The organism is Streptomyces mobaraensis (assembly GCF_020099395.1).
In the GTDB taxonomy this organism is placed as follows: Bacteria; Actinomycetota; Actinomycetes; order Streptomycetales; family Streptomycetaceae; genus Streptomyces.
The window spans coordinates 7,388,443-7,413,946 of record NZ_CP083590.1; the positions used below are offsets into that span (position 1 = coordinate 7,388,443).

The 25,504-nt window shown below is 74.1% G+C and carries 28 protein-coding genes; 15 read left to right on the top strand and 13 right to left on the bottom strand.

Annotated features, from left to right (window positions below):
* Positions 1-113: 113 nt before the first annotated feature.
* The 6 genes from K7I03_RS32435 to K7I03_RS32460 all read left to right on the top strand — a co-directional run bounded on the left by K7I03_RS32435 (position 114) and on the right by K7I03_RS32460 (position 7,179).
* Complete coding sequence (locus K7I03_RS32435) at positions 114-323, top strand: MbtH family protein (RefSeq protein WP_004945011.1); 210 nt, start codon at positions 114-116, stop codon at positions 321-323.
* A 93-nt stretch (positions 324-416) separates the two neighbouring features.
* Positions 417-2,315 carry an ABC transporter ATP-binding protein gene (locus K7I03_RS32440; protein WP_221903013.1) on the top strand — a complete coding sequence of 633 codons (1,899 nt, stop codon included), beginning with the start codon at positions 417-419 and terminating at the stop codon, positions 2,313-2,315.
* Positions 2,308-4,017, top strand: a complete 1,710-nt coding sequence (locus K7I03_RS32445; RefSeq protein ID WP_185943158.1) for an ABC transporter ATP-binding protein — start codon at positions 2,308-2,310, stop codon at positions 4,015-4,017. The genes K7I03_RS32440 and K7I03_RS32445 overlap by 8 nt, the downstream gene beginning before the upstream one ends.
* A 149-nt stretch (positions 4,018-4,166) precedes the next feature.
* Positions 4,167-5,000, top strand: coding sequence for a siderophore-interacting protein (locus K7I03_RS32450; protein WP_185943157.1), 834 nt, complete (start codon positions 4,167-4,169; stop codon positions 4,998-5,000).
* Positions 4,997-6,088, top strand: coding sequence for a FecCD family ABC transporter permease (locus K7I03_RS32455; protein ID WP_185943156.1), 1,092 nt, complete (start codon positions 4,997-4,999; stop codon positions 6,086-6,088). Before K7I03_RS32450 ends, K7I03_RS32455 begins: the two co-directional genes overlap by 4 nt.
* Entirely contained in the window at positions 6,085-7,179 is a 1,095-nt protein-coding gene (locus tag K7I03_RS32460; protein WP_185943155.1) for a FecCD family ABC transporter permease, read from the top strand. Before K7I03_RS32455 ends, K7I03_RS32460 begins: the two co-directional genes overlap by 4 nt.
* Before the next feature lie 273 nt (positions 7,180-7,452).
* On the opposite strand, the gene K7I03_RS32465 is transcribed toward K7I03_RS32460, so the two are convergent.
* The 3 genes from K7I03_RS32465 to K7I03_RS32475 form a co-directional block, all read right to left on the bottom strand.
* On the bottom strand, positions 7,453-8,511 hold the full coding sequence (locus K7I03_RS32465; protein ID WP_185943154.1) for a tartrate dehydrogenase: 1,059 nt from the start codon (positions 8,509-8,511) through the stop codon (positions 7,453-7,455).
* 70 nt (positions 8,512-8,581) lie between these two features.
* Positions 8,582-9,472, bottom strand: a complete 891-nt coding sequence (locus K7I03_RS32470) for a LysR family transcriptional regulator (RefSeq protein WP_185943153.1) — start codon at positions 9,470-9,472, stop codon at positions 8,582-8,584.
* A gap of 96 nt (positions 9,473-9,568) precedes the next feature.
* The gene (locus K7I03_RS32475; protein WP_224347334.1) at positions 9,569-10,132 is read right to left on the bottom strand and encodes a GNAT family N-acetyltransferase; all 564 of its coding nucleotides are present in this window, start codon (positions 10,130-10,132) and stop codon (positions 9,569-9,571) included.
* 220 nt (positions 10,133-10,352) lie between these two features.
* Between K7I03_RS32475 and K7I03_RS32480 the strand changes: the two genes are divergently transcribed.
* Together K7I03_RS32480 and K7I03_RS32485 are read left to right on the top strand one after the other, a co-directional pair.
* Complete coding sequence (locus K7I03_RS32480) at positions 10,353-11,609, top strand: benzoate/H(+) symporter BenE family transporter (RefSeq protein WP_185943152.1); 1,257 nt, start codon at positions 10,353-10,355, stop codon at positions 11,607-11,609.
* Positions 11,610-11,672: 63 nt separating this feature from the next.
* Entirely contained in the window at positions 11,673-12,629 is a 957-nt protein-coding gene (locus K7I03_RS32485; RefSeq protein ID WP_185943151.1) for an aminoglycoside phosphotransferase family protein, read from the top strand.
* 9 nt (positions 12,630-12,638) lie between these two features.
* Here K7I03_RS32485 and K7I03_RS32490 read toward each other — a convergent pair whose 3' ends face one another.
* Positions 12,639-13,724 carry a chitinase gene (locus K7I03_RS32490; protein ID WP_185943150.1) on the bottom strand — a complete coding sequence of 362 codons (1,086 nt, stop codon included), beginning with the start codon at positions 13,722-13,724 and terminating at the stop codon, positions 12,639-12,641.
* Positions 13,725-13,820: 96 nt separating this feature from the next.
* Between K7I03_RS32490 and K7I03_RS32495 the strand changes: the two genes are divergently transcribed.
* The gene (locus K7I03_RS32495; protein ID WP_185943149.1) at positions 13,821-14,639 is read left to right on the top strand and encodes an AraC family transcriptional regulator; all 819 of its coding nucleotides are present in this window, start codon (positions 13,821-13,823) and stop codon (positions 14,637-14,639) included.
* A 192-nt stretch (positions 14,640-14,831) separates the two neighbouring features.
* Here the strand turns inward: K7I03_RS32495 and K7I03_RS32500 are convergent, their stop codons facing one another.
* Positions 14,832-15,242, bottom strand: coding sequence for a hypothetical protein (locus K7I03_RS32500; protein WP_185943148.1), 411 nt, complete (start codon positions 15,240-15,242; stop codon positions 14,832-14,834).
* 586 nt (positions 15,243-15,828) lie between these two features.
* On the opposite strand from K7I03_RS32500, the gene K7I03_RS32505 reads away from it, so the two are divergent.
* A complete protein-coding gene (locus tag K7I03_RS32505) occupies positions 15,829-16,092 on the top strand; it encodes a hypothetical protein (RefSeq protein WP_185943147.1) in 264 nt (87 codons plus the stop codon).
* 132 nt (positions 16,093-16,224) lie between these two features.
* On the top strand, positions 16,225-17,298 hold the full coding sequence (locus K7I03_RS33975) for a hypothetical protein (protein WP_185943196.1): 1,074 nt from the start codon (positions 16,225-16,227) through the stop codon (positions 17,296-17,298).
* A 70-nt stretch (positions 17,299-17,368) separates the two neighbouring features.
* Here the strand turns inward: K7I03_RS33975 and K7I03_RS32515 are convergent, their stop codons facing one another.
* Positions 17,369-18,424: an ABC transporter permease gene (locus K7I03_RS32515; RefSeq protein WP_185943146.1), complete on the bottom strand. Its 1,056-nt coding sequence runs from the start codon at positions 18,422-18,424 to the stop codon at positions 17,369-17,371.
* Positions 18,425-18,542: 118 nt separating this feature from the next.
* On the opposite strand from K7I03_RS32515, the gene K7I03_RS32520 reads away from it, so the two are divergent.
* Complete coding sequence (locus K7I03_RS32520; protein WP_224347335.1) at positions 18,543-18,740, top strand: DUF2795 domain-containing protein; 198 nt, start codon at positions 18,543-18,545, stop codon at positions 18,738-18,740.
* A gap of 226 nt (positions 18,741-18,966) precedes the next feature.
* The gene (locus K7I03_RS32525; protein ID WP_185943145.1) at positions 18,967-19,773 is read left to right on the top strand and encodes an SDR family oxidoreductase; all 807 of its coding nucleotides are present in this window, start codon (positions 18,967-18,969) and stop codon (positions 19,771-19,773) included.
* Between the two features lie 24 nt (positions 19,774-19,797).
* Here the strand turns inward: K7I03_RS32525 and K7I03_RS32530 are convergent, their stop codons facing one another.
* From K7I03_RS32530 to K7I03_RS32545, 4 genes are all read right to left on the bottom strand, one after another.
* A complete protein-coding gene (locus tag K7I03_RS32530; RefSeq protein WP_185943144.1) occupies positions 19,798-20,277 on the bottom strand; it encodes a DUF5709 domain-containing protein in 480 nt (159 codons plus the stop codon).
* Between the two features lie 106 nt (positions 20,278-20,383).
* Positions 20,384-20,725, bottom strand: a complete 342-nt coding sequence (locus tag K7I03_RS32535; RefSeq protein ID WP_224347336.1) for an imine reductase family protein — start codon at positions 20,723-20,725, stop codon at positions 20,384-20,386.
* Between the two features lie 5 nt (positions 20,726-20,730).
* Entirely contained in the window at positions 20,731-21,291 is a 561-nt protein-coding gene (locus K7I03_RS32540; protein ID WP_224347337.1) for an NAD(P)-binding domain-containing protein, read from the bottom strand.
* Between the two features lie 133 nt (positions 21,292-21,424).
* Positions 21,425-21,634 (bottom strand): hypothetical protein, encoded by a 210-nt coding sequence (locus tag K7I03_RS32545; RefSeq protein WP_185943143.1) that lies wholly within the window; start codon positions 21,632-21,634, stop codon positions 21,425-21,427.
* A 244-nt stretch (positions 21,635-21,878) separates the two neighbouring features.
* Between K7I03_RS32545 and K7I03_RS32550 the strand changes: the two genes are divergently transcribed.
* A complete protein-coding gene (locus K7I03_RS32550; protein ID WP_185943142.1) occupies positions 21,879-22,190 on the top strand; it encodes an SH3 domain-containing protein in 312 nt (103 codons plus the stop codon).
* Positions 22,191-22,257: 67 nt separating this feature from the next.
* Here the strand turns inward: K7I03_RS32550 and K7I03_RS32555 are convergent, their stop codons facing one another.
* Complete coding sequence (locus K7I03_RS32555; protein ID WP_185943141.1) at positions 22,258-23,259, bottom strand: YihY/virulence factor BrkB family protein; 1,002 nt, start codon at positions 23,257-23,259, stop codon at positions 22,258-22,260.
* 96 nt (positions 23,260-23,355) lie between these two features.
* Between K7I03_RS32555 and K7I03_RS32560 the strand changes: the two genes are divergently transcribed.
* On the top strand, positions 23,356-24,234 hold the full coding sequence (locus K7I03_RS32560; protein ID WP_185943140.1) for a DUF72 domain-containing protein: 879 nt from the start codon (positions 23,356-23,358) through the stop codon (positions 24,232-24,234).
* 89 nt (positions 24,235-24,323) lie between these two features.
* Here the strand turns inward: K7I03_RS32560 and K7I03_RS32565 are convergent, their stop codons facing one another.
* Together K7I03_RS32565 and K7I03_RS32570 are read right to left on the bottom strand one after the other, a co-directional pair.
* Positions 24,324-24,788, bottom strand: a complete 465-nt coding sequence (locus tag K7I03_RS32565; RefSeq protein ID WP_185943139.1) for a DUF6098 family protein — start codon at positions 24,786-24,788, stop codon at positions 24,324-24,326.
* Between the two features lie 379 nt (positions 24,789-25,167).
* Positions 25,168-25,410: an acyl carrier protein gene (locus K7I03_RS32570; protein ID WP_185943138.1), complete on the bottom strand. Its 243-nt coding sequence runs from the start codon at positions 25,408-25,410 to the stop codon at positions 25,168-25,170.
* Positions 25,411-25,504 lie beyond the last annotated feature (94 nt).

Sequence of the window (25,504 nt, forward strand, 5' to 3'; positions counted from 1 at the left end):
CCGCCCGGCCGGACGAGGGTGCCCCGGAGACCACCGCGGCCCTTTCCTGAACCACCCGAGATCACCAACAATCGACCCGGATCCCCCCCCACCTCACCAAAGGAGCACCGCAGATGAGCGCCACCAACCCCTTCGAGGACAACGACGCCCGCTACTACGTCCTCGTCAACGCCGAGAACCAGCACTCGCTGTGGCCGGTGTTCGCGGAGGTCCCCGCCGGCTGGACCGTCGTGCACGGCGAGGACAGCCTCCAGGGCTGCACCGAGTACGTGGACGCCAACTGGACGGACATGCGCCCGGCCAGTCTCGCCGCGCGGTCCTGACCCGGACCCCCGCCCCCGCCCCGCGCGGTCCGGACCGGTCGTCCCGGCCGGGCCGCGCGGTCGAACCACCCCTCGGATCGGATACCTGACGTCGTGAGCACCCACCCCGCCCAGCCGGAGCAGCTCCCCGGCCACGCCGACCGGCCACCGGGCGACCGGCCGGCCGCCGAGCCCGCGAAGGACCGGGCCCCCACCGACGAACGGGCGCCGGCCACCGGCCCGGTGAGGGAGGAGAAGCCGGCCGAGGCCCCCGCCGACGAGGCCGAGGACGACGACCCGAAGACCCTCCCCGCCGAGCGCCGCCGCCGCGCCCGCCGGCTGCTGCGCGGCTCGCTGCGCCCGCACCGGGCCACCCTGTTCGCCGGGATGGTCTCCGCCTGCCTCCGCCAGGTCGCGCTGCTCGCCGTCCCGTGGTGCGTCCAGCGGGCCCTGGACGACGGCATCACGGGCGAGGACGACAATGCCCTGCTGCTCTGGTCCGGCGCCACCGCGCTCGCCGCCTGCGTGCAGTTCGCCGGGCTCTACGGCTGGCAGTACTGGGCGAGCGTCACCGACGCCCGGGTCGGCGCCGACCTGCGGTCGCGGCTGCTCGGCCGGCTGGCCGGGCTCGACCGGGCCGCCCTCGCCGAGCGCGGCCACGGCGACCTGGCCATGCGCGCCACCCGGGACACGGACATGGTCCGCGAGTGGGTGCACGGCCTCGCCGTGTGGGTGGTGCTCGCCACCACCTTCGTCGTCGTGCTGCCCGGGCTGGCCGCGCTCGACCCCGTCCTGCTGCTGGTGACGCTGGGCATGCTGCCCTTCCTCACCTGGGTCAACCTGTACTTCCCGCGCCGCTTCGGCGCCGCCAGCGACGAGCTGTCCGCCGCCCACGGCGAACGCGCCGAGGCCGTCGCCGACCTGCTCCAGGTCGGCACCGGGCTGCGCGGCACCGGCGGCCACCGGCCGTTGCTCGACCGGCACGACACCGCCAGCGCCGAGGTCACCGAGAAGACCGTCAAGGCCGCGCGCATCGAGGCGGACTGGGCCGCCGTCGCGCCCTTCGTGCCCCGGCTGGCCGTCGCCGTCGGCGTGGGCGTCGGCGGTCTCGCCGTCCTCGACCACCGGTTGACCATCGGCGGGCTGGTCGCGTTCACCTCGTGGATGGCCACCGTCACCCTGGCCACCCGCGTCCTCGTCACGCGGCTCCTCGAACGCGGCCAGGCCGACGTCGCCGCCGCCCGGATCGACGAGGCGCTGTCCCTCACGTCCACCGTCACCGACCCGGCCGAGCCGGTCGCCCTCACCCCCGGCGGGGACCTGGAACTGTCCGGCGTCAGCGCGGTCCGCGACGGCGTCACGGTCCTCGCCCCGCTCGACCTGACCGTCCGCCGGGGCGAGTTCGTGGCCGTCCAGGGCGCCACCGGCTCCGGCAAGAGCACCCTGCTGCGGCTGCCCGCCCGGCTGGACGACCCGGCCACCGGCACCGTCCGCTACGGCGGCACCGACCTGCGCGACGCCGCGCTCGACGATGTCCGCCGCCGGATCGGCTACGTCGCCCAGCGGCCGCTGCTGCTGTCCGGGACCGTCGCCGAGAACCTGCGGCTCGGCCGCGACCTGTCCGACGAGGCCCTGCGGGCCGCCTGCGAGACGGCCTGCGTCCACGACCAGATCGCCGCCATGCCCGACGGCTACGACACCCCGCTCGGCGAGAGCGGAACCGCCCTGTCCGGCGGCCAGATCCAGCGCCTGGCCCTCGCCCGCGGGCTGCTCGGCGACCCCGAGGTGCTGGTGCTGGACGACTGCACGTCCGCCCTCGACACCACCACCGAGGCCCTGGTCCTCAAGCGGCTGCGGAGCTGGGCCGAGGGCCGGACGGTGCTGTTCGCGACCCACCGGACGGCCGTCCTGGAGGCCGCCGACCGCGTCGTCACCCTCGCCGACCGCGACGCGACGGCCACCCCCCGCGAACCCGCCCTGTCCGCCGCGCACCTGGAGGCCGACCGTGGCTGAGCCCGTACTCCTCGACGACCGGCCCGACGAGCGGCAGGTGCTGCGCCGGGCCGCCCCCCACCTCCGTCCGCACCGGCGGGCCCTGATCACCGCCGTCGCGGTGGGCCTCGCCGACTCCGCCGCGCTGGTCGCCGTCGCCCCGCTGGTCGGCCGCGCCACCGACGCGCTGGACCACCACGACCGCACCGGGCTGCTCGTCACCGCGGGGGCGCTGGTCGCCCTCGCCGTCGTCCAGCTGGGCCTCGCCCGGTCCGGCGAACTCCTGCTCGCCAAGGCCGGCGAGAACGTCGTCCGCAGCCTGCGCGAACGGTCCGTCGGCAACCTGGCCTCGGCGCCGCTGCGGTTCCTGGAGTCGCACCGCACCGGCGAACTGCTGCGCCGTACCACCGGCGAGGTGGCCGCGCTGGCCGCGTTCGTCCGGATGCACCTGCGGAACCTGGTGTCCGCCACGGCCACCCTGGTCTTCACGCTGGGCGTGCTGTTCTTCTACTCCTGGCAGCTCGCCCTGGTGCAGCTCGTCGTGTTCGTCCCGCCGGCGCTGCTGGCGATGCGCTGGTTCCAGCGGGACGCGTCCGCCGCGTTCGGTGGCAAGGCGACGGCCGAGGCCACCGTGGCCGCCACGTTCACCGAGACCCTCGCTGTCCGCGAGGCGCTGCAGACCGCAGGCGGACTGCCGGGCTGGATGCGCCGCTTCGGGCGGGAGAACGCCGTCGCGGTGACCGCCGCCCGCCGGGCGGTCCGGGTGGAGAACCGCATCGACCTGGTGAGCCTGATCGAGGGCGTCGCGCTCGTCGCGCTGCTCCTCTTCGGCGGCTGGCAGGCGTCGCACGGCGACATCACCATCGGTACGGTCGTCACCTTCGTCCTCGCCAGCCGCAACCTCTTCGACTCCTTCTCGGACCTGTCGCAGCTCGTCGGGCACGTCCAGACCGCGCGCACCGGGCTGGCCCGGCTGCTCGATCTGCTCGCTGCCACCGAGCGGGTCAAGCCCGCCGCGCCCGCCGCCGCTGGCCCGGCGGACCTGCCGCTCCGCGGCGAACTGCGCTGCGACGGCGTGGAGTACGGGTACCAGGACGGCACCCGGGTGCTCAGTGAGGTGTCCCTGGCGTTCCCCGCCGGCGACCGCGTCGGCGTCGTCGGCGAGACGGGCTCCGGCAAGACCACCCTGTCCAAGCTGCTCTGCGGGCTCTACGCCCCCGACGGCGGGGCCGTCCGGTTCGCCGGGACGGACCTGCGCGAGCTGTCCGAGGCCGAACTGCGGCGCCGCGTCGTCCTGGTGCCGCAGGAGGTCCGCATGGTGACGGGCACGGTCGCCCGCAACCTGGAGCTGGTGCACAGCGCCCCGGACCGGGCCGCGATGGAACGGGCCGTCCGCGAGCTGGGACTGGAGGACTGGCTGCGCGACCTGGGCGGCTTGGACGCCGAGGTGGGCGTGCGCGGCGAGCGGCTGTCGGCGGGGGAGCGGCAGATCGTCGGACTGCTGCGGGCGGCGCTCGCCGACCCCGCGGTGCTCGTCCTCGACGAGGCGACCGCCGACATCGACCCCGTGACGGCGGCCCGGCTGGAGCACGCCCTGGACGGCATGAGCGAGGACCGCACCCTCATCGTCATCGCCCACCGGCCGGCCACCATCGCGCGGCTGCCGCGGGTGATCCGGCTCGAACAGGGCCGGGTCGCCGGGCGGATGGCGCAGACCTCATGATCTGAGTTAGGGTAGCCTAACCTCGGTCGGGGGGGTTGGCCCGACCGACGAGCCGATTCCCGTCGGCCCCCCGGCGCGTACCCCGCGCCGGGGGCCGCGGTGGTACCGGCACCGGCCCCGCCGCACGCCCGACCGGATAGGGATGATCGATGACCACCGACACGCTGCTCCCGCGCATGCGCATCGTCCGCCACCCCCTCAAGTACCGCTTGCTGGAAGTGCGGAAGGTCGACCGGATCACCCCCTCCACCGTCCGCGTCACCCTCGGCGGCCCCGACCTCGACGGGTTCTGCGAGCAGGCACCCACCGACCACGTGAAGCTCTGCTTCGCCCACGACGGCGCCGAACTCCCCGTCGAGCCGGTCGTCGTGGACGACACCTGGATGGACGCCCCCGTGGAGCCCATCACCCGCGACTACACGGTCCGTCACTACCGGCGCGACGCCCGCGAGCTGGACGTCGACATGGTCCTGCACGGCAGCGGCGTCGGCTCCACCTGGGCCGAGCGGGCCCGGCCCGGCATGCGGCTCGGCGTCCTCGGCCCGCGCGGCTCCGAGGTGCTGCCGATGGTCCACGACTGGTACCTGCTGGCCGCCGAGGAGACCGCCCTGCCGGCCCTCGGCCGCTGGCTGGAGAAGCTGCCCGCCGGCGTCCGCGTCATCGCCTTCGCCGAGGTCCCCGGCCCGGAGGACGAGCAGACCTTCCGCACCGCCACCGATCTCTCGCTGACCTGGCTGCACCGCGGTTCCACCCCGGCCGGCCACAGCGACCTCATCGAACGCGCCATCCGCGCCGCCGAACTGCCCACCGACGGGCTCGGCTTCGCCTGGGTCGCCGGCGAGGCCACCAGCCTCAAGCCCATCCGCCGCTACCTGCGCCGCGACCTCGGCCTGGCCAAGGAGCAGGTGGACGTGGACGGGTACTGGAAGCGCGGCGTGGAGAACCACGACCACCACGAGGACGAAGAGCACGAGCACGCGTGAGCACGACCGCCCCGGCCGTCACCGGCTCACCCTCATCCTCGTCGTCCCCGCCCGCTCCCGTCCCCGCGCCGCCCCGGGCCGGGCGCGCCTGGCACGCCCGCCGGGCCGCCGGGCTGCTGGTCTGCGTCGGCCTCGTCCTCGTCCTGGCCGTCCTTGGCATCGGCATCGGCGCCAAGAGCATCGCGCCCGGCGACGTCGTCCACGCGCTGCTGACCCGGGACCCGCGGAGCGACGACTGGATCGTCGTCCGCACCTCCCGGCTGCCGCGCAGCCTGTTCGGCATCGTCATCGGCGCGTCCCTCGGCCTGGCCGGCGCCCTGATGCAGGCCCTCACCCGCAACCCGCTCGCCGACCCCGGCCTGCTGGGCGTCAACGCGGGCGCGGCCGCCGCCGTCGCCGGCTCCACCGCCCTGCTCGACCTCGGCTCCTTCTCCGCCTACGTCTGGGCGGCCCTGCTCGGCGCGGCCGTCGCCGCGGCCGTGGTCTACCTCCTGGGCACCCGTGGCCGGTCACGGGCCACACCCGTCCGGCTGGCGCTCGCGGGCACGGCCGTCTCGGCCGTGCTGACCGCTTTCGTCAACGGGCTGGTCCTGCTGGACCCGCTCAGCCTCAACAAGTTCCGGTTCTGGCAGATCGGCACGCTCGCCGGGCAGTCGGGCTCGGTCCTCGTCCAGGTGCTGCCCTTCCTGGGCGCCGGCGCCCTGCTGGCCGCCCTGCTGGCCCGGCCGCTGAACGCCATCGCCCTCGGCGAGGACACCGCGCGGTCACTGGGCGCCCATCCGGGCCGCACCCAGTTCGCGACCATGGCGGCGGTCACCCTGCTGTGCGGCGCGGCCACCGCCGCCGTCGGCCCGATCGCCTTCGTCGGACTGGCCGTTCCGCACCTCGCCCGGCTGATCACCGGCCCCGACCAGCGCTGGCTGCTGCCCTACAGCGCCGTCCTCGCCGCGGCCCTGCTGCTCGCCGCCGACATCGTCGGCCGCGTCGTGCTGGCCAACGAGGAGCTGGAGGCCGGCGTCGTCACCGCGTTCCTCGGAGCGCCCCTGTTCATCGCCCTCGTCCGCCGCAAGAGGATCGCCCAACTGTGACCAGCAGCACCACGCCCGCGCGCCCCGCCGCCGGTCCGGCGGCGCGGCACCGGCCGCGCGCCCTGCGCCTGCCGGGGCCCGGCAGGACCCTGTCGGTGCGCTGGGACCCGCGCGCCACCGCCGTCGGCGTCCTCCTCGCGCTGGCCGCCGCCGCCGTCGGCGTCTGGACGCTGACCACGGGCGACTTCCACGTCCCCGTACCCGACGTGCTCAAGGTCCTGGCCGGCGAGAACGTGCCCGGCGCGGACTACATCGTCGGCGAGCTCCGGCTGCCCCGGCTGCTGACCGCGCTGCTGGTCGGCGCCGCCCTGGGCCTCTCCGGCGCCCTCTTCCAGACCCTCGCCCGCAACCCGCTCGGCAGCCCCGACGTCATCGGCTTCACGGTGGGCTCCGCCACCGGCGCCCTCGTCACCATCCTGGTGCTCGGCGCGGGCGCGGCCTCCGTCGCCACCGGATCCGTCATCGGCTGCGCGATCACCAGCGCCGCCGTCTACCTGCTCGCCTGGCGCGGCGGCGCGGCCGGCTACCGGCTGATCCTGGTGGGCATCGGCGTCAGCTCGCTGCTCTCCGCCGCCAACGCCTACCTGATCGCGCGCGCCTCCTTCAACGACGCGCAGAGCGCCCAGGTCTGGCTCACCGGCAGCCTCAACGGCCGCGGCTGGGAGCACGTCTGGACGATGGTGGCGACGCTGGCCGTCCTCGGGCCGGCGGCCGTGCTGCTCGGCCGGCCGCTGCGCATGCTGGAGATGGGCGAGGACACGGCCGCCGCGCTCGGGGTGCCCGTCCAGCGCGTCAGCTCCGGCGCCCTCGCCGTCGGCGTCGGGCTCACGGCCCTGTCCACGGCCGTCGCCGGGCCCGTCCCGTTCGTCGCCCTGGTCGCCCCGCAGGTCGTCCGCCGGCTCACCCGGGCCACCGGGCCCAACCTGCTCGCGTCCACGGTGATGGGCGCCCTGCTGCTGTCGCTCAGCGACATCGCCGCGCAACGGATGCTGGCGCCCACGCAGTTGCCCGTCGGGGTGCTGACGGGCGTCGTCGGCGGCTGCTACCTGGTGTGGGTGCTGGCCCGGCAGTGGCGGTCCGGGCAGGGCTGAACGGGCGGGGCCGAACGGGTGGGGACAGACCGGCGGCGTCGTCCCGCGCCGTCGGGGCACAGGTGCGCGGCCGCCGCGGGACCTCGTCGACGCGCACGGTGCCGAGGACGTTCTCCCGGGGGACGGGCGGCGAGGTGACGACGCTGTCGCCGGCGAGGCCGGCCAGGGCCCGGCACTCGGACAGGACGGCCGGCAGGCCGAGTCGCCGGCACGGCCGCGGCCGCGGCGCCTCTCCTCGTCGGGCAACGGGCGCGGCCCGGAGGCTCCGCAGGCTCAGAGGAGCGCCAGCAGCCTCTCGGTGAACTCGGCCGTCGTAGCGGTGCCGCTCAGGTCGGGGGTGCGGACGTCGGTCCCGGCCAGCACCGCGACGACGGCGTCCATGACGTCCCCGGCCGCGGCCGGGTGGCCGAGGTGGTCGAGCATCATGGCGGCCGACCGGATCGCGCCCAGCGGGTTGGCGATGCCCCGCCCGGCGATGTCGGGCGCCGAGCCGTGCACCGGCTCGAACATCGACGGGAACTCCCGCTCCGGGTTGAGGTTGGCCGCCGGGGCGATGCCGACGGACCCGGCGACCGCGGCCGCCAGATCACTGAGGATGTCGCCGAAGAGGTTGGAGGCGACCACGACGTCGAACCGGCCCGGTGCGAGGACGAACTTGGCCGCGAGCGCGTCGATGTGCTCCGCGCCCCAGGCGACCCTCGGGAACGCGGCGGCCCGCTCGGCGACGAGCTCGTCCCAGAACGGCATGGTGTGCACGATGCCGTTCGACTTGGTCGCGGAGGTCAGCAGGCCGCCGCGCCGCGCGGCGAGCCCGAAGGCGTAGTCCAGCACGCGGGTGACGCCGGCCCGGGTGAACACGGCTTCCTGGACGGCCGTCTCGTCCGGGAGACCCCGGTTGAACCGGCCGCCGATCTCGCTGTACTCGCCCTCCACGTTCTCCCGCACGACGACGAAGTCGACCTCGCCGGGGCGCGCGCCGCGCACCGGGCTGTCGACGCCGTCGAAGACGCGGACGGGCCGCAGGTTCACGTACTGCCGGAAGCCGCGCCGGATGGGGATCAGCAGTCCCCACAGCGAGACGTGGTCGGGCACCCCGGGGTGTCCGACCGCGCCCAGCAGGATCGCGTCCTTGTCGCGGAGTCGCTTGAGACCGTCGGCGGGCATCATCGCGCCCTCGCGCAGATACCGCTCGCACGACCAGTCGTCGTACGACGTGTACGTCAGGCCGATGCCGTGGCGGCGGGCGACGGCGTCGAGGACCCGGCGGGCGGCGGGCAGCACCTCGGCGCCGATGCCGTCGCCGGGGATCAGGGCGATGCGGTGGTTCGTCATGCCGTCGATTCCAGCAGCGGGCTCCGGGGGGCGTCCAAGACGCAGACCGGATGCGCCTGATAAGGAGCGCCTATCCGTCGGTCGGGACGGGCAGGGCCGCCGCCGACCAGAACGCCGTGGCGGCGGGGGAGAGGGTTCCGCGCCGGCTCACGAGCGAGACCCGCAGCGCGGTCGCGGGTTCGATGTCCAGGACGTCGGCCCCCGTCCGCCGGGCGATGTCCCGCCACGCCTCGGTCACGACCGCGAGTCCGGCCCCGGCCAGCACCAGCGGCAGCAGCGCCACCCGGTGCCCGGTCTCGGCCGCCACGGTGAAGTCGACGCCCCGGTCCCGCAGGGAGTCGACGTACGTACGCATTCCCGTCCCCGGCTGCCCCACGATCAGCCGCTGCCCGGCCAGTTCCTCGCACCGCACCCTCGTCCGGCCGGCGAAGGGCCCTCCGGGCGGGGCCAGCAGCACGAAGCGCTGTTCGCCCAGCACCTGCGAGCGGACCTCGGTGTCCGGCACCTCATCGGCCGACGCGAGCAGGCCCAGCTCCGTAGCCCCCGTCCGCACGGCCTCGACGACGTCGCGGGCGGTGAAGGCCGCGGCGACCGTCACCACCACGCCGGGGTACCGCTCGGCGTAGGAACGCATCAGGGTGGTGAGCGGTTCGACCGCCTGGGAGGGCATCGCCGCGATGTCCAGCCGCCCGGAGCGGAGTTCGCGCACGGACGTCACGCTCGCGCGGGCCGTCTCCAGGCTCCGTACGGCGGCGCGGGCCGGGTCGATCAGCGCCCTGCCCGCCTCCGTCAGCACCACCCGGCGCCCGATGCGGTGGAACAGCTCCGCGCCCAGATCACGCTCCAGCGCCCGGACGGCCTGGGACAGCGACGGCTGCGACACGTAGAGCGCCGAGGCGGCCCGGCTGAACCCGCCGCGGTCGACGACCGCCAGGAAGTACTCCAGCTGCCGGACGTCCACCCTCCACCTCCGCTCCCCACCATCGGGCGGCTTCCCGAGGCCGCCGCGTGCGCAGCGTACGCGGTCCGGGCCGCCGGGCGTGCGGCCACGTCCCTGTCACCCGGTGACGGCGTGTTCCGGCCGGGTCCGCGGGAAGGTCTCCGTGAAGGGCCGGTCCCGGACGAAGATCCGCGAGCCGCGCGCCGGGTCCAGCGCGGCGGCCCAGACGCGGGGCGCCGCCAAGGCGTCGGTCTCCCGGAAGCCGGCGCGGAGGAACGACCGCCCGCCGCCGGTCGTGGCCGCGAAGACCTCGCTCGCCGAGCGGGCGGCCGCCTCGGCCAGCAGGGCGGCCAGCAGCCGCGAGCCCACGCCGCGCCGCTGCCGGTCGGCCCGGACACAGAAGTTGTGCAGGACGGCGGCCGGTTCGTCCGGATAGGTGCGCAGGGCCACACAGCCTTCCGGCGTGCCGTCCGTGTCCTCCGCCACCAGGAACTGGTCCGCCGTCAGCTCGTAGAGCCGCCGGGCGCGCCGGCGGAGCGCGCCCGAGCGCATGAACGGCTCGGAGAGCGCGTACAGCGCGGCGGCGTCGGCCGGCCGGGCCGCGCGGACGCGGACCGGGTCGCGTTCACCGAGGGGCGCGAGGGCCGGGGGACGGACCTCGTGGGGGAACGCCGTCGTCACGGTGGCACCTTTCCTGTCGCCGACTGTTCGGCCGGGTCGGGTTGTTGGTTAGGTCAGCCTAACCTAAGTCGTTCTTGAGGAGGGGTGGGGGTGCGGCCCGAGGGGCGCCGTCACGCGGCGCACGCGCGAAGTCCCCTTTCCGCTCCACCGCTTTGCCCAGGGTGGAAGCTTGATCGTCGGCGCTATACCGTCGGGGCCCCGCGACAGAAGAGGACCCCCCATGACCTCCGGCACCAGCAGATCCACCGATCCCGCCGCCGTCCAGGACGACGCGTCCGGAGCGGCACCGCCCGGACGGCCGCGCCTCCTGCGCGACGCCTCCGTCTCCGCCGTGCTCGCCGGGCTCGTGGCCGTCGTGGTGTCGTACTCGGGCCCGCTCGCCATCGTCCTCACCGCCGCCCGGGCCGGGCACCTGGACACCGCGCAGACCGGCTCATGGGTCTGGGCGATCTCCCTCGGCAGCGGCCTCACCTGCCTCGGCCTGAGCCTGTGGACCCGGACGCCCGTCATCACCGCCTGGTCCACGCCCGGCGCGGCACTCCTGGTGACCGGACTGGGTGCCTACTCCTACCCGGAGGCGATCGGGGCGTTCCTGGTCACCGGAGTGGCGATCACCGTCGCCGGGCTGACCGGCGTGTTCGGCCGGCTCATACGCCGGGTGCCGGCCGCCGTCGTCTCCGCCATGCTCGCGGGCATCCTCTTCCCCTTCGGCGTCGGCGTGTTCACCTCACTGAAGACCGCGCCCCTCGTCGCCGGCTCCGTCCTCCTCGCCTACCTCCTCGCCAAGCGGTGGCTGCCGCGCTACGCCGTCCTGGCGGCCCTCGCGGTCGGCGTCATCTGCGCCGCCGCCGACTCCCGCCTCGACGTCCACCTGGACGGGATCGAGTTCGCCCGGCCGGTCCTGACCGCGCCGCACTTCTCCGCCGCGTCCCTCATCGGCATCGCCGTCCCCCTCGCCATCGCGACGCTGGCCTCGCAGAACGCCCCCGGCATGGCCGTCCTCACCGCGTCCGGCTACCGGCCCGACGACCGCCTGCTGATCGGCACCACCGGCGTGGTCTCCACCCTGCTCGCCCCCTTCGGCTCGCACGCCGTCAACCTCGCGGCCATCACCGCCGCGATCTGCACCGGCCCCGAAGCCCACCGGGACCCACGCCGCCGCTATGTCGCGGGCGTCGCCTGCGGGGTGTTCTACCTGCTCATCGGCGTCTTCGGGGCGACACTCGTGGTGTTCTTCGCCGGCCTGCCCAAGGAACTGGTCGCCGCGGTCGCCGGCGTCGCCCTCCTCGGGGCCCTGTCCGGCGGCCTGACCGGCGCCGTCCAGGACGCCGACGACCGGGAGGCGGCCCTCGTCACCTTCCTGGCCACGGCCTCCGGCGTCACCCTCTTCGGCATCGGATCCGCCTTCTGGGGACTGGTCCTGGGCATGGGCGCACACCTCGTGCTGACCTACCGGCGGCGGAGCGCGGCCGCCTGAGCCGGGGGGCGGGCCGGGAAACGGCGTCGACAACCGGCCCACCCACCAGGCAAGATCATTTCCATGGTGAACCCGCATTCCCCCGACGCCGCCCTCAGCGACCGCGCCCGGCGCGCCGTGGACCTCGCGACCCGGGCCGGCCGCCGGCTCGGCCTGCGCGCCGGCGAACCCCGCGTCCTGCACGACGTCTTCAACGTCCTGGTGCACCTGGCGCCGGACCCCGTCGTGGTACGCGTCCCGTCCCTGGCCCTCACGCCGTACGACGAGCTGCTCGCCAAGCAGCGGCGCGAACTGGCGGTGACCGGGTGGCTGGCCGACCGGGGCGTCCCCGTCGTCGGGCCCAGCCCGCTGGTGCCCCGCGAGCCCGTGGAGATCGACGGGACGTCGCTCACCTTCTGGGAGTTCGTCACCGAGACCGACCGCCTCGCCGACCTCCCGCAGGACGACGCCGAGGCGATGCGGGAGCGCTTCACCGAACAGACCGCCTGGGCGGCCGAGTTGCACCGGCACCTCGCCGACTACCCCGGCGAGCTGCCCGTCCTCGCCCCGCTCGTTCCGGCGATCGGCTCCGCGCTGGCGGCCCTGCGCAAGGACCCGCAGACGCTCACGACGGCCGATCTCGACCGCGCCGAGGCCGAGTACGCCGCGCTGGAAACCCTGGTCCGGGACCTGCCCGCCCGCTTCCCCGGCGCCCGCCTCCAGGCCCTGCACGGCGACTCCCCGGCGTACAACGTCCTGCGGACCGCCGAGGGATACCGCTTCAGCGACTTCGAGGACGCGACGCGCGGACCCGTCGAGTGGGACCTGACCCTCGTCGGCCCCCTCGGCGTCGAGGCGTACGAGCGCGCGGGCGGCGTCCCCGTCGACCGCGCGCTGCTGCACGTCATGGAGGGGGCGCGGCTGCTCCAGACGGTGTCGGCGCTCAGCGTCGTCCCGCGGATGCCCGAACTGGGGCCGATGCTGGAGCCGATGGTGGCGATGTGGCGGGACCGCGCCCCGCTGTCGGCGAACCTTCCGTAGGGCGGGACGTCACCGGCCCTGCAGCGCCTTGACGTTGTCGCCGAACGTCCACCCCTTCGACCCGTCCCAGTTGACGGACCAGGTCATCAGCCCCTTGAGCCGGCCATTGCAGGTGCGCCACGCCTCTCCCACCTGACCGGGCGTCATATAACCGCCGCCGGCGCCCGGCTGCGCCGGCAGGCCGGGGACCTGCTTGTCGTAGGGCACCTTGACGGTGATCCCCTGCACGACCAGGCCCCGGTCGAGGCAGTCGGTCTGCGCGGTGAACCCCTCGACCGTCCCGGCGGAGTAGGAGTCACCGGAGCAGCCGTACATATTGCCGTTGTAGTACTGCATGTTGAGCCACCAGAGCCGGCCGTTGTCCGCGTACTTCTTCACGATCGGCAGGTAGGCGCCCCAGATGGACCCGTACGTCACGCTGCCGCCGGTCACGTACGCCGTCTCCGGCGCCATCGTCAGCCCGAACCCGTCGGGCATCCGGGCGAGCACGCCGTCGATGATGCGCATGAGGTTGGCCTGGGAGGCGGACGGTCTGGTGATGTCGCCGCCGCCCGTGAGGCCGGTCTCGATGTCGATGTCGATGCCGTCGAAGTTGTACTTCTTCAGGATCGGCACGACGGTGTCCACGAACCGGTCCGCCACGGTGGACGAGTTGAGGTCGATCCCGGCCGCCGCGCCGCCGATGGACAGCAGCACCGTCGCTCCGGCCGCCTTCGCCCGGCACATCTCCGCCGGGGTCGGGACCTTCACCGTGGCGTCCATCCCGTCCTCCCACAGCGCCGTGCCGTCGGAGAGGATCACCGGGAACGCCGCGTTGACCACGTTGTAGCCGTGGCCGCGGATCCGGTCGTCGGTCACCGGGATCCAGCCGAGCGGCGGGTGGACGCCGTTCGCCGCGCCGTCCCAGTTCTCCCAGTAGCCCTGGAGGACCTTGCCCGCGGGCTTGGGCTTGGTGGCGCAGACCTCCCCCGAGGTGCCGGACGGGGTGCCGGACGAGCCACCGGACGGGGACGCGGCGGCGGGCAGTTGCAGGGCGCACGCCAGGGCCAGGACGGTGGCCGACAGGCGTACCGTCCCAAGGGTTCGAGGGGTCACGTTCGCTCCCTGAGTGGGGGGTGGGAGTGGGGTGTCAGGGAACGTAGGAGCGCCCGCCGCCCCCGTCAATAGGTCTGGACCAGAAGGGAGACCGGGGTGCCGACGACACGACCGCGGGGGGACGAGCGAGGCGGGCACGGGATCCGTATCCGGCACACACCGCACGCGACCACCGGCCACCGGCCGCTGCGCGCGGGGACGGAGGTCGACGCGCACCGGCACGACGAGCACCAGATCGTCTACGCGGGCCGCGGCGTCCTCTCCGTCACGACGGACGAGGGCAGCTGGATCGCGCCGGGCAACCGGGCGCTCTGGATCCCGGCCGGCACGGTGCACGAGCACCGCGCGTACGGCGACACCGAGATCCACCTCGTCGGACTGCCGTTGGCGGAGAACCCGCTGTCCCTCAACCGGCCGGCCGTCATCGGCGTCGGCCCGCTGCTGCGGGAACTGATCCTCGCCTACACCGAGGAGCCCACCGACCCCACCGCGGCCTCCACGGCGGCCCCCACGGCGGAACGCCTCCGCCTGCGCGCCGTCCTCCTCGACCGGCTCCGCCGCTCCGACGAACAGCCCCTGCACGTCCCCGCCCCCAGGGACCCCCGCCTGGCCGCGGTCTGCGCCGTCCTCCGCGACGACCCCGCCGACCACCGCACCCTCGCCCAGCTCGGCGCGGCGTACGGCGCCGGCGAACGCACCCTCACCCGGCTCTTCCGCTCCGAACTCGGCATGAGCTTCCCGCAGTGGCGCACCCAGGTCCGGCTGCACCACGCGCTGCTCCTGCTGGCCGAGGGCGCCTCGGTCTCCACCGTGGCCCGCCGCTGCGGCTGGGCGTCGAGCAGCGCCTTCATCGACGTCTTCCGCCGGGCCTTCGGCCACACACCGGGGGCCCACCGGACGCGCTTCCCGCCGTGAGCCGCCGTGAGCCGCCGTGAGCCGGCGGGGGCGCGGATGGGGGCCGGGGGGCAACGGAGACCGCGCCGGTGACCCCCATCCCTGCGAACTCTGCGAACGCGCGCACGACCGCGTCAGGCGGTCGGGAGCCGGACGAGACAGGGCGGCGAGGAAGCGGGCATCGGACGGCGCCCGAGCCCGCGCGCCGCGTCCCTACCAGGCGGCGGCCCCGCATTTGCCTCCGCCTTGGAGGCAGGCACGGAAGTTCAGGCCCTTGATGTCGTGGAAACGGGAGTTGAAGCCTTCGCCGTTCTGGGCCGACTGAACGGTGAACCAGCCTCTGCCCTCCCACTTCGCCTGGAGGACCACGTACTTGCCGTCCATCTTGTGGTCGTAGAACTTGCCCCAGTAGTGGCCGTCGTAACTGCCCTTGCCGTTGCCCGCCCACTCCCAGTTGACCTGGACCTCTCCCGAGCGGTCACTGGTCCACACCGTCCGGTGGGCTTCTCCCTGGTCCAGCGCTCCACCCGGCGACGCCTGCGCCTGGACGGTGATCCCGCCTACGGCCAGCACCGCGGCGGCCGCGACGGCGGCCGATGTGATCCTCTTGCGTACGCTGTGCATGTCGTCCCCCTAGCTACCCGAACTGATCATCGGTTACGGCCCTCGAAGGGCGGCCATCCGGTAGGCGAGAGAAATCCTGGGGGCATTCCGCCGAGGCCGTACAGGCGGAAAACCAGCCACACCGCGGTCATCCCCGGTCGTTTCCCGCGCCTGCCCGAAGGTTGTCACAGCGCGGGACCGGCCGGCCGCGGATGTGCCCCGGCCCGTGACGACCTGGATGGCCCGGTCCCGGACGGCCTTCTTGACCGCCGTTTCCGGATCGACCCGGCGCACACCGGAGGCGTGGGCGTGCTCGGCGGTCACGGCACCGCGGTCCGGCGCGAGGATCCGGAGCCGCCGGGCCGGGTGAGCGGGCCGCTGCCCGAACCGGTCGTTCTCCGGGGCGGCACCGCGTCTCCTTCGTCACCGCCGACAGCGCAGGTCAAGCCGTAGATTCACGAAGATCACCGCGATGACGGTCAGTCAGAATCCGATCATCCGTCATTCGGGTTGTCGGCCATAACCTCGCCGGGTCCCGCCGGTTAGCCGGGTATCGCGCCTGGACGGTCCAGGGGCGAGGAGCCGAAAACCGGAGGCCGACAAAGCCATGAAGAAGTTCACCCACGTTGCCGTGCTCGCCGCTGGTGCCGGGCTGCTGACCGGGCTCATGGGGGTCATGGGCGCCGGTACGGCCACGGCGGACACGATCACCTGCTCGGACCACCTGCCGGCGCACACCAACGGCAATGTCGCCAACGACGTGCCCCAGCAGGGCAACAAGCTCGCCGGGGCGCTGTTCGACACCGCTACGTGCACCACTGTGCAGGCCAACAACGGACTGAACGGCGCCGACAACGGCGACGGCTCCTGACCCCGGCTCCGCACGGGCGTTCACCGGTCTCCGGGAGCCAACTTCCCGGAGAGCTTCGCGTCTTCGACAGACGATGACCTGCCCCCTCCCCGTGACCGGACATCCGGCCCGGCGGGGGCGGAAGGGGTTGACATGCAGCGATCGCGTCCCTTGGCAGGGTGGCTGACGGCCCTGGCGGCCGCGAGTCTGATGACCGGGCAGCTGACCGTTCCCGCGGATGCCGCCCCCTCCCGGTACAAGGTCTTCACGCCCGGCAGCGGTGTGCAGACCTGGACGGCTCCGGAGGGAGTGAAGAAGGTCTACTTCTACGTGTGGGGCCCCGGTGGCGGCGGTGGCGGGGCCGGCGGTGCGGGCGGCGGTGGCGGTGGCGAAGGCAGAGGGCTCGGGTCCGGCGTCCTCTCGGGCTCGGGTGACGGTGGCGGCGGTGCGGGTGGCGGCGGAGGAGCCGGCGGGGGAGGGGGCGGATCCGGCACCTTCAAGTACTGCGTCTGGAGCTATCTGAAGTTCCGCGGTTTCGTGCTGGAACCGGCCGCGGGCGGCGCGGGCGGAAGCAGCGGTTCCGGAGGATCGGGCGGAAAGCCCGGCAGCAACGGACTGGGCACCGACGGGGATGCGGGCAGCAAGGGCAGCGCCGGAACCAAGGGAGCGTCCCCCAAGGTCAGCTACGCCTACTACAACAGGACTGACGGTTCCAGGGGCATCCTCGCAGGGGCTCAAGGCGGTTCCGGCGGAAACGCGGGACACGGCGGGAGCGGAGGTGGAGGGGGAACGGAGAAGGGCGTCTCCGGCGCGTCCGGCGCACCCGTCGCGGGAGGAGGCGAAGGCGGCTATACGCGGCATGGAGCCTGGTGCCAGAGCTACGCGGTCGGGAAGCCCGGTGCCAAGGGAAGCGCCGGCCGTGGCAGCAAGGCCGTGAAGAAGAACGCGAACCAGGGGACGACGGGCGGCCTGACGGGCCCAGGAGGCGCCGGCGGAGCAGCCGTCCACACCGCTCGCATCAAGCTTCCGGACGGCACCTTCTACACACCGCCGAAGGGCGTGGGCAAGGGCGGCAACGGCGGGACCGGCATCCTCGAGCTCGATGAGGGCGGCGGCATCGGCGGTACGGGCGGCAAGAGCGGTGCTTCGCCCACCAAGGGCTCGGCCGGTGCGGCCGGCAGGCCGGGCGGCAGGGGCGGGAACGGGCTGATTGTCGTCGCTTGGTGACCGGAGCCAGGGGCGGCCCGTTTTCCGGCACAGGTGCTTCGCCGTCCCCGACGGCTGCCCATGAGGACGGTCAGGTCTGCGGTGCCTCCACCAGCCGGTCGCCCAGCTCCCGGCCGCCCGGGTGGCGGTGGCGCCAGACCCAGAAGACCGCCGTGGAGACCGCCGCCCAGACGGCCAGGACGGCGAACGGGAAGAGCTGCTGGTGGCCGCGGAAGTACACGGCCGCGTGCTGGGCGTTGACGGAGGCTCCGGGCGGGAGCCAGCGGCCGATCTCGCCGAGGGGGGAGGGGAGGAGGGGCCAGGAGACCGCGCCGCCGGAGGACGGGTTGCCCAGCAGGACCATGAGGCCCCACGTCGGCAGCATCGCCCACCGGCCGAACAACGTGTTGAACATGGTGAAGACCATGCCGCTGGTGAACATGGTGAGGCCGAGGATGAACCACGACTCCCCGAAGGGCAGCCGCAGCGCGCCCAGCCCCCAGTCCACGATGGCCGCGATGGCGAAGCTGCCGAGCGCCGAGTAGGCGAGGGTGAAGGCGACGCGCTCGGCCGGGTTGAGGGAGCGGGCGTGGACGCTGAGCTGGATGGCGCCGACGAAGCCGAGGATCACCGCCGCGAGCGAGATGTAGAAGAGGGCCAGCCCGCGCGGGTCGCCTTCCTGCAGCGGGTTGATGTCGGTGACGGCGACCCGCACCCCGATCGCGTCCCCCACTTTCGGCGCGGTCTCGCTCAGCAGTTGGGCGACGGTGGCGCCGGAGGCGCCCGAGACGTCCAGTGCCGCGCCGCGCGGCCGGGGCCGCAGGATCGCGTACACCTTCTGTTCCTCGACGGCCCGCCGGGCCTGGGCGTAGGTGTCGTAGTGGTGCAGTTCGAGCGACGCGTCGAGGGCGCGTTCCATGCCCTGGACGAATTCGACCCGTTTGACGTCCGGGGTGGGCACCCCGGTGACGGCGGTGGGGATGCGGTGCGGGGTGGGGTTGGCCATGGCGTAGGTGTACGAACCGGCGAACAGGCCGGCCGCCGCCGAGATGATCAGGACGAGCACGGTGGCCGGCAGGAAGGGGGACCGCCGGAAGCGCTCCCACGGGCCCGGCCGGGTATGCGGATTCCGATCTTCCGTTTCCATGATCGCCACCTTATGCGGAGGGCCGGAGGACGGCGCAGCGGGGTTCCGGGAGCTCGGCCGTCCGGGTGATTCCCGGGCGCCCGCTCATCCCCTGGCGTCCCACGGGTACCCGGAGCCCATGACAGCGAAGCCGAACCCCATTGAGCTCCAGAAGAGCCTCGGCGGCATGCACTACCCCGCCGACAAGGAAACCCTCGTCGAACACGCCAAGAAGAAGGGCGCGGACAAGACCACCCTGGAGGCGCTCGGCAACATGCCCAAGAAGGAGTACGACTCGCCGGCGGCCGTGACCGAGGCCGTCACCAAGAAGAAATAGCCCCCCGGGGCCGGCCCCCGGAACCTCGACCGCGCGCCGCCGCGGCCGGCCCGCCGCCTCGCACGGCGCGGGCCCGGCCCGGCGGCGCGCGGGCGTCGTGCGGATGTCCTCCCGGCGCCCGTCCCGGACCCCGTATAGCGGCTCCGCCGACCGGGTACCCGCCCGCGGGGCCCCGGCCGCGAACCGGTGGCCCGCAGGCCGACACCCGCACGAGAGGAGCCCGTGGATGAGCAGCGCAACGGCCGGCCCCCGCGTCGCGGTCGTCACCGGCGCCGACTCCGGCATCGGCCGCGCCACGGCCGTCCACCTGGCCCGGCAGGGCCTGGACGTCGGCATCACCTGGCACAGCGACCGGAAGGGCGCCGAGCGCACCGCCGAGGAGGTCCGCGCCCACGGGCGGCGTGCCGCCCTGGCCCGGATGGACCTGACCCTGCTGCCCGAGGCCGCCGACGCCGTCGACGCGCTCGCCGGTGAACTGGGCCGGATCGACGTCCTCGTCAACAACGCCGGCACCGGCACGGCCACGCCCTACCTGGACCTCGACCTGGAGACCGTCCGGCGGGTCCTCGACGTCGACCTCGTCGGCCCGTTCCTGTGCGGCCAGCGCGCCGCACGGCGGATGATCCGGCAGGGCGACGGCGGCCGGATCGTCAACGTGACCAGCGTCCACGAACACCAGCCGCGCGTCGGCGCCGCCCCCTACTGCGCGGCCAAGGGCGGTCTCGGCCTGCTCACCCAGGTCATGGCCCTGGAACTCGCCGAACACGGCATCACCGTCAACGCCGTCGCGCCCGGCGAGATCGCCACCCCCATGACCGGCCAGGAGGACGTCGACGTGCACGGGGTCCACCGCCCCGGCGTACCGGCGGGACGGCCGGGGGACGCCCGGGAGGTGGCCGCGGTGATCGCCTTCCTCTGCGGGAGCGAGGCGTCCTACGTCACCGGCGCGTCGTGGAGCGTGGACGGCGGGATGCTGCGGATGGGACCCCAGGCGGGGTCGCACCTGCGGGACGACTCCTGGCGCCGCGTCTGACGGCCGGACCTGCCGTCCGGTGGCTCAGCCCTCGAACTCCTCCGGCGGGACGACGGGCTCCTCGGGCACCACGTGCATCGCCGCCTCCTCGGCGGAGGCGGCCCCGCCGTTGACGCCGACGTCCCGCGCGTACACGTCGTTCATGCGGGGCGGCATCAGGTCGGCCGTCCCGGTGAGCCGCCCGGCGCGCACGTCGCCGGCCTCCTCGTCGATCGGCTCCCCGTCGCGCGGCGCGTCCCCGATGCCGTCGCCGTCGGGGACGGCCACCTCCGGCACCTCCTCGGCGAGCCGCTGGTCCAGCGTCTCCCGTTCGCGCTGCTCACGGGCCGTGGTGCCGTGGTGGGTCACGGCCAGCGGCTTCTCCGGCGGCGACCAGCCCTCGTCGAGCACCTCGTCCAGGCCGTCGCCGTCGAGCGCGTTCTCCAGGTCCAGGTCGTCGGGGTTGTCCCGGGTGTCGGAACGCACCGGCTGGTAGACCTCGTCACCCATCGCGTCGTCGGACATGCTGCGCTCCTTCCTCCCGCGCGCGGCCCCGCAGCGACGTCACCTCCAGTCTCCTCCGTGCGGCTGCCCTGCGCTCCTCGGGGGAAACGCCGGGGCTCTCGGCGGGTCAGCGGCGGTGCAGCAGCTCCACGACGCCCGCCAGGTCCTCGTTCCCATGGCCGTCGGCCACCCGGCGGCGCATGAGGCCGAGCAGCGGGTCGAACAGCTCCGTGCCGACGCCCTGGGCGCGGCTGACGTCCCCGATGGCGTCGTGCGACACCTGCATGGCCAGGTCGGAGCCGGTGGCCGTGTAGTCACCGCTGTCGACCCGCGCGGCCATCCCCGGCAGGATCCCGGCGATGGCCCGCAGCCACGGCACCAGCTGCTCGGTGGTGAAGTCTCCGACCGACGCCCCGGCGGACCGCACCAGCGCCGCCGCGTGCAGGAAGCCGCCCAGCATGCCGTACATGCCGGTCAGCAGGGCCAGGTCGGCCAGGGGGCGAGCCCCGGGTCCTCGCCCAGGTAGGAGCCGCGGCCCAGGGCGTCGAGGACGTCGCGCCAGGACGCGTAGGCCGCCTCGGAGCCGCTGCACAGCAGCAGGGCCTCCGGAGAGCCGATCATCGCGGGCACGGCCATGACGCCGCAGTCGAGGTAGCCGGCGCCCAGGGCCGCCGCCCGCCCGGCCATGGACCGGCCCTCGGCGGGGGAGCCGTTGGTGGCGTTGAGGACGGTCCGGCCCTTCAGGGCGGGCCCGGCCCGGTCCAGCAGCTCCCCGACGGCGGGGTAGTCGCGGACGCAGACGATCACCAGGTCCGCGGCCCCGGCCGCCGCTCCGACGGTCGCGGCCACCGCCGCGCCGCACTCCGCCGGGCCCGCGGTCCTGGCGGCCGTCCGGTTCCACACCGTCACCCGGTGGCCGGCCGTCAGCAGGGTGCCGGCCAGGGCCGTGCCCATGTTGCCGAGCCCGAGCACCGCCACGGAACGGGCCTCCCGCCGCCCGGTCGCCGCTTCCGTTTCCCGCCCTGTTCCCGGCATGTTCCGCCGCCTCTCCGCGCCCGTGCGCCGACACCGCGGCCACCCTGGCGGTGGCCGCGGTGTCAGTCTCGGAGAGGCGGCGGGCCGGGCCAAGTACCCCCTTTTCCGTGCGTACTTACCTCCGGGTGCGGGGTCAGTGTCCCTTCCGCGGCCGCCCGCCGCCGTCGCGTCCGGCGCGCTGGACGGACTCCTGCGCCTCGGTGCTGGGCGTGATGCCGTCGGCCGCGTCCCGCTCGTGCCGGCGGTCCGGGCGGGACGTGATCTCGCCGAGCTCCTTGACGGCCTCCTCGACGGCGGTGCGAGGCTTGCCGGTCTTGTGCTCCGGCGTGTCCTTGTCCGTCATGCGTGATCCTCCGCTTGGTCGTCCGTGTACGGCGGCCGGGCCCTGGGCCTCCGGCACAGGTACCGGGTGCCCGGCCGGCCGCCGGGCATGCGTGCCGGGCGGCGCGGCACTGTCACTGTTTGATCATGAACATGTCTTCATATCGCATCAGGGCCCATTTTCAAGATCATCTGCTGCTACGTTCCTCCTCGCCGGGCACGCGACCAGCGGTGACCGGTGTGAAACCGATAGCAAGGAGCACCAAGTGAATTCCGAAAACCGGGGGAAGACCGCGGGCAAGCGTGCCGCCGCCATGGCGGGCCTGCTGGCCGCCGCCACGCTCGGCGGCGCCGCGCTGGCCGCGCCGGCGCACGCCGACGACGTCTACGGGCACTGCAGGGGCGAGGGCGTGCGCATCCGCGCCGCCGCGAGCACGTCCAGCTCGGTCGTCGGCCTGTGCTACAGCGACCACCGCCTCGCGCACCGCGACGTCTCGGGCGACGGCCAGTGGGACAAGGTCTACGACGTGACCACGGGCGTGTCCGGCTGGATCTCGCACGGCTACTGGAGCTGGTAGACAGCGGTCGGGGGCGCGAGGCTGAGCCTCGCGCCCCCGGGCGTTCATCCCTGCGGGACCTTTGCCGTCACGCCGCGCCGTCGTCGCCCGGCGGCCAGGCACGGGTGTCCCGGGGCGGCACGTACGGCTCCTCGCCCTCCGGGTGGCCGCCGAGGATCGCCCGCTCCCGGCTCAGCTCGGCGTCGAACTCCAGGCCCAGCAGGATCGCCAGATTGGTGAACCACAGCCACATCAGGAAGACGATCAGACCCGCGAACGTCCCGTACACCTTGTTGTACGTGCCGAAGTTCGCGACGTACACCGCGAAGCCCGCCGAGACCGCCATCCACAGCACCAGGGCCACCAGACTGCCCGGCGTCACCCAGCGGACGCCGCGCCCGCGCACGTTCGGCGCCGCCCAGTACAGCATTGCGATCATGACCGTCACCAGCAGCACGAGCACCGGCCACTTCACCACCGACCACACCGTCAGCGCCTCGTCCCCGACGCCCAGCGCGGTGCCCGCCTGCCGGGCGATGCCGCCGGTGAACACCACGATCAGCGCGCTCGCCGTCGCCAGCAGCATCAGCACCAGGGTCACCACCAGGCGCAGCGGCGTCAGCTTCCACACCGGCCGCCCCTCCTTGATGTCGTAGACGGCGTTGGAGGCGCGGATGAACGCCGCCACATAGCCCGACGCCGACCACAGCGCGCCCAGCAGACCCGCCACCGCCAGCACGGAACCGGCGCCCCCGCTCGCGCCCGCCTGGCGCACCGCGCCGGTGAGGATGTCCTGCACCGGGCCGGGTGCCAGATGGTCCAGGTTCGCCAGCAGCTTCTCCGTCGCCGACTTCCCGACGACGCCCAGCAGCGACACCAGCACCAGCAGCGCCGGGAACAGGGACAGCATCGTGTAGTACGTCAACCCGGCCGCGCGGTCCGCCAGTTCGTCGTCCACGAACTCCTTCGCCGTCCGCCGCAGCACCGACCACCACGAGCCGGCGCGCAACTGCGTCGGCTCGTCGGGGGCCCGCCGCTCCACCCCGGGGCCCGGACCGGCCCCCTCCGTGCTCTTCTCCGTCGCCGTCACGCCCAACGGATAACCGGCCGACGGGAGTTCAACCGCACCGGCGGGCGCGCGGACGGGGCGTGCGGACCCGCGCCGCGACGGGGTAACCGCCCCGGCATGGAAAAGTACCTCGTCGGCACCTGCTCCTGGACCGACCCCGCCCTGCGGGGCAGCGGCTGGTACCCGCCGGCCGCGCGCGACGACCCCGAGGAGCGGCTGCGGCACTACGCCGCCCGGTTCCCCGTCGTGGAGGTCGACGCGACGTACTACGGGCTGCCCAGCACCCGCAATTGCGCGCTCTGGGCCGGCCGCACCCCGCCCGGCTTCGTCTTCGACGTCAAGGCGTTCGCCACCCTGACCGGCCACTCCGCCCACGCCGGCGCCCTGCCGCCCGACCTCCGCCCGCCCGGACCCCCGCAGCGCCGGCTGACCCCCGCCCGGCTCCCGCGCGGCGTGGTGGACGAGCTGTGGCGGCGCTTCACCGGCGCGCTGCGCCCGCTGTGGGACGCGGGGCGGCTGGGGGCGGTGCTGCTGCAGTTCCCGCCGTGGGTGCGGGCGGGGGAGCGGGGGCACGCGTTCCTGGCCGACTGCCGGCGGCGCGCGGGCCGGCTGCCGCTGGCCGTCGAGTTCCGGCACCCGGGCTGGCTGGCCCCGGGGGAGCGGGAGCGCACGCTGGACGTGCTGCGGACGCACGGGATGTCGCTGGTGGCCGTGGACACCGCCCAGGACGTGCCGGACGCCATGCCGCCGGTGGCCGCCGTCACCCGGCCCGAGCTGGCGGTGGTGCGCTTCCACGGGCGGTCGGCCGCGTGGCGCACCGGCGGGAAGGAGGACGCGTACCGGCACTCCTACACGGCCGAGGAGCTCACGCCCTGGCGGGACCGGATCCGCCGGCTGGCCGGGGAGGCCGAGCAGGTGCACGTGCTGTTCAACAACTGCTGCGGCGACGCGGCGGTGCGGTCGGCGGCGGTGATGCGGGAGCTGCTGGAGGTGTGAGAAAGGGGCGCGGGGTCCTTCCCGCGCCCTCGACTCGTCCCATCCCGTTCCGTCTCGTTCGGTCCCGTACCCGTTTCGTCCCGTCCCGTTCAGCCCGCCGGTTCGCCGTCGGCCGACCGGCGGAGTGGTCCCCAGGGGCCGCGCTGGCGGACGACCTCGCGCTCCGCCTCGTCGATCACCCCCGTGTCGATCCAGGCGAGCGGGCGTACGTCCCGGACCAGCGGCTCGTTGTCGGGCCCCCGGCCGATCTCCCGGCCGTCGAGCACCCACGGCCGTACGCCGGGGCCCTTGTCGCGGCGCAGATGGCAGTAGTCGTAGAGGCGCCGGGCGACCCAGAGCCGCAGCGGGCGGTCGTCCCACCACGGTTCGACGTCGAGAGCGTTGACGGACAGGCCGGGCAGGCTGGTGCCGGTGAGGTCGTCGGTGCTGGAGGCGGGGCCCAGATCCGTCCCGGGCCCCCGCGACCACCGCACGAACAGGTTCTTCCCGCGCTCGACCATGGCGACCAGGTCGTCGAGGGATGTCAGAACGGGCAGGGCATCGGGGGCGGTCATATCGACGGCGGTTCCTCCGCACTCGTTTCGCGTTTCGCTGTTTTTCGCTGTGCTTTCGCTGCGTTTACGCCGGGTGCCGGGCCGGAAACGCGACGCGGCCCGGTGCCCGAATGGGCCGGTGTTCCCGGGTGTTCCGGGCCGGAATTCCGGCCGGCGGCCGTACGCGTGCGGAACCGCCGCTTCCAGCCAACCCCCGGCCGGGGGTTTTCGCAATCCGGCCGGAATTTCCGGCCGTGTGTTCCCGATTCGTGTCGCCTCGCGCCGCCTCGTGTCGCCTAGCGCCGCCGATTGGCACCGTGCCGTTCCCGGGGGGCGGGCCGAACGGGACGAGGGGGCCGCACCGGACGGAACGGCCCCCTCCGACGATGATCCGGCCCGCTCAGTCGGCGGCCGGACCCGCGTCCTTCGTCCCCGACAGTCCCTTGAGGAACCGGTGGCACTCGGCCGCGCGGCGCGCGTCCTCGGCCATGACCGAGCGGAAGAACTCCGCGATCTCCTTCTTGCCGGCGTTCTCGGCGTCACGGACGTACTGCCCGTAGTCATGGCCCGCCTTGAGCGAGTGGTACTGCACCGAGACGAGATCGAAGACGACGTCACTGAATCCGGTTTCACCCGTGGCCATGGTGTGTCCTCCCTGCGTGTTTCCGTGCTGGACGAGTGCTCGCTTTCCGAGCCCTCCGGTTACCCCTTCACCGGGCGTTCACACGGCGTCCGGC

What these genes read in the sequence shown, in the direction of transcription:
- K7I03_RS32530 (WP_185943144.1), bottom strand. Translation starts at nt 20,277, where the DNA reads ATGTCCGACGACGCGATGGGTGACGAGGTCTACCAGCCGGTGCGTTCC.
- K7I03_RS32505 (WP_185943147.1), top strand. Translation starts at nt 15,829, where the DNA reads ATGAAGAAGTTCACCCACGTTGCCGTGCTCGCCGCTGGTGCCGGGCTG.
- K7I03_RS32535 (WP_224347336.1), bottom strand. Translation starts at nt 20,725, where the DNA reads ATGTACGGCATGCTGGGCGGCTTCCTGCACGCGGCGGCGCTGGTGCGG.
- K7I03_RS32435 (WP_004945011.1), top strand. Translation starts at nt 114, where the DNA reads ATGAGCGCCACCAACCCCTTCGAGGACAACGACGCCCGCTACTACGTC.
- K7I03_RS32480 (WP_185943152.1), top strand. Translation starts at nt 10,353, where the DNA reads ATGACCTCCGGCACCAGCAGATCCACCGATCCCGCCGCCGTCCAGGAC.
- K7I03_RS32540 (WP_224347337.1), bottom strand. Translation starts at nt 21,291, where the DNA reads ATGCCGGGAACAGGGCGGGAAACGGAAGCGGCGACCGGGCGGCGGGAG.
- K7I03_RS32485 (WP_185943151.1), top strand. Translation starts at nt 11,673, where the DNA reads ATGGTGAACCCGCATTCCCCCGACGCCGCCCTCAGCGACCGCGCCCGG.
- K7I03_RS32520 (WP_224347335.1), top strand. Translation starts at nt 18,543, where the DNA reads ATGACAGCGAAGCCGAACCCCATTGAGCTCCAGAAGAGCCTCGGCGGC.
- K7I03_RS32545 (WP_185943143.1), bottom strand. Translation starts at nt 21,634, where the DNA reads ATGACGGACAAGGACACGCCGGAGCACAAGACCGGCAAGCCTCGCACC.
- K7I03_RS32515 (WP_185943146.1), bottom strand. Translation starts at nt 18,424, where the DNA reads ATGGAAACGGAAGATCGGAATCCGCATACCCGGCCGGGCCCGTGGGAG.
- K7I03_RS33975 (WP_185943196.1), top strand. Translation starts at nt 16,225, where the DNA reads ATGCAGCGATCGCGTCCCTTGGCAGGGTGGCTGACGGCCCTGGCGGCC.
- K7I03_RS32465 (WP_185943154.1), bottom strand. Translation starts at nt 8,511, where the DNA reads ATGACGAACCACCGCATCGCCCTGATCCCCGGCGACGGCATCGGCGCC.
- K7I03_RS32570 (WP_185943138.1), bottom strand. Translation starts at nt 25,410, where the DNA reads ATGGCCACGGGTGAAACCGGATTCAGTGACGTCGTCTTCGATCTCGTC.
- K7I03_RS32565 (WP_185943139.1), bottom strand. Translation starts at nt 24,788, where the DNA reads ATGACCGCCCCCGATGCCCTGCCCGTTCTGACATCCCTCGACGACCTG.
- K7I03_RS32500 (WP_185943148.1), bottom strand. Translation starts at nt 15,242, where the DNA reads ATGCACAGCGTACGCAAGAGGATCACATCGGCCGCCGTCGCGGCCGCC.
- K7I03_RS32450 (WP_185943157.1), top strand. Translation starts at nt 4,167, where the DNA reads ATGACCACCGACACGCTGCTCCCGCGCATGCGCATCGTCCGCCACCCC.
- K7I03_RS32560 (WP_185943140.1), top strand. Translation starts at nt 23,356, where the DNA reads ATGGAAAAGTACCTCGTCGGCACCTGCTCCTGGACCGACCCCGCCCTG.
- K7I03_RS32525 (WP_185943145.1), top strand. Translation starts at nt 18,967, where the DNA reads ATGAGCAGCGCAACGGCCGGCCCCCGCGTCGCGGTCGTCACCGGCGCC.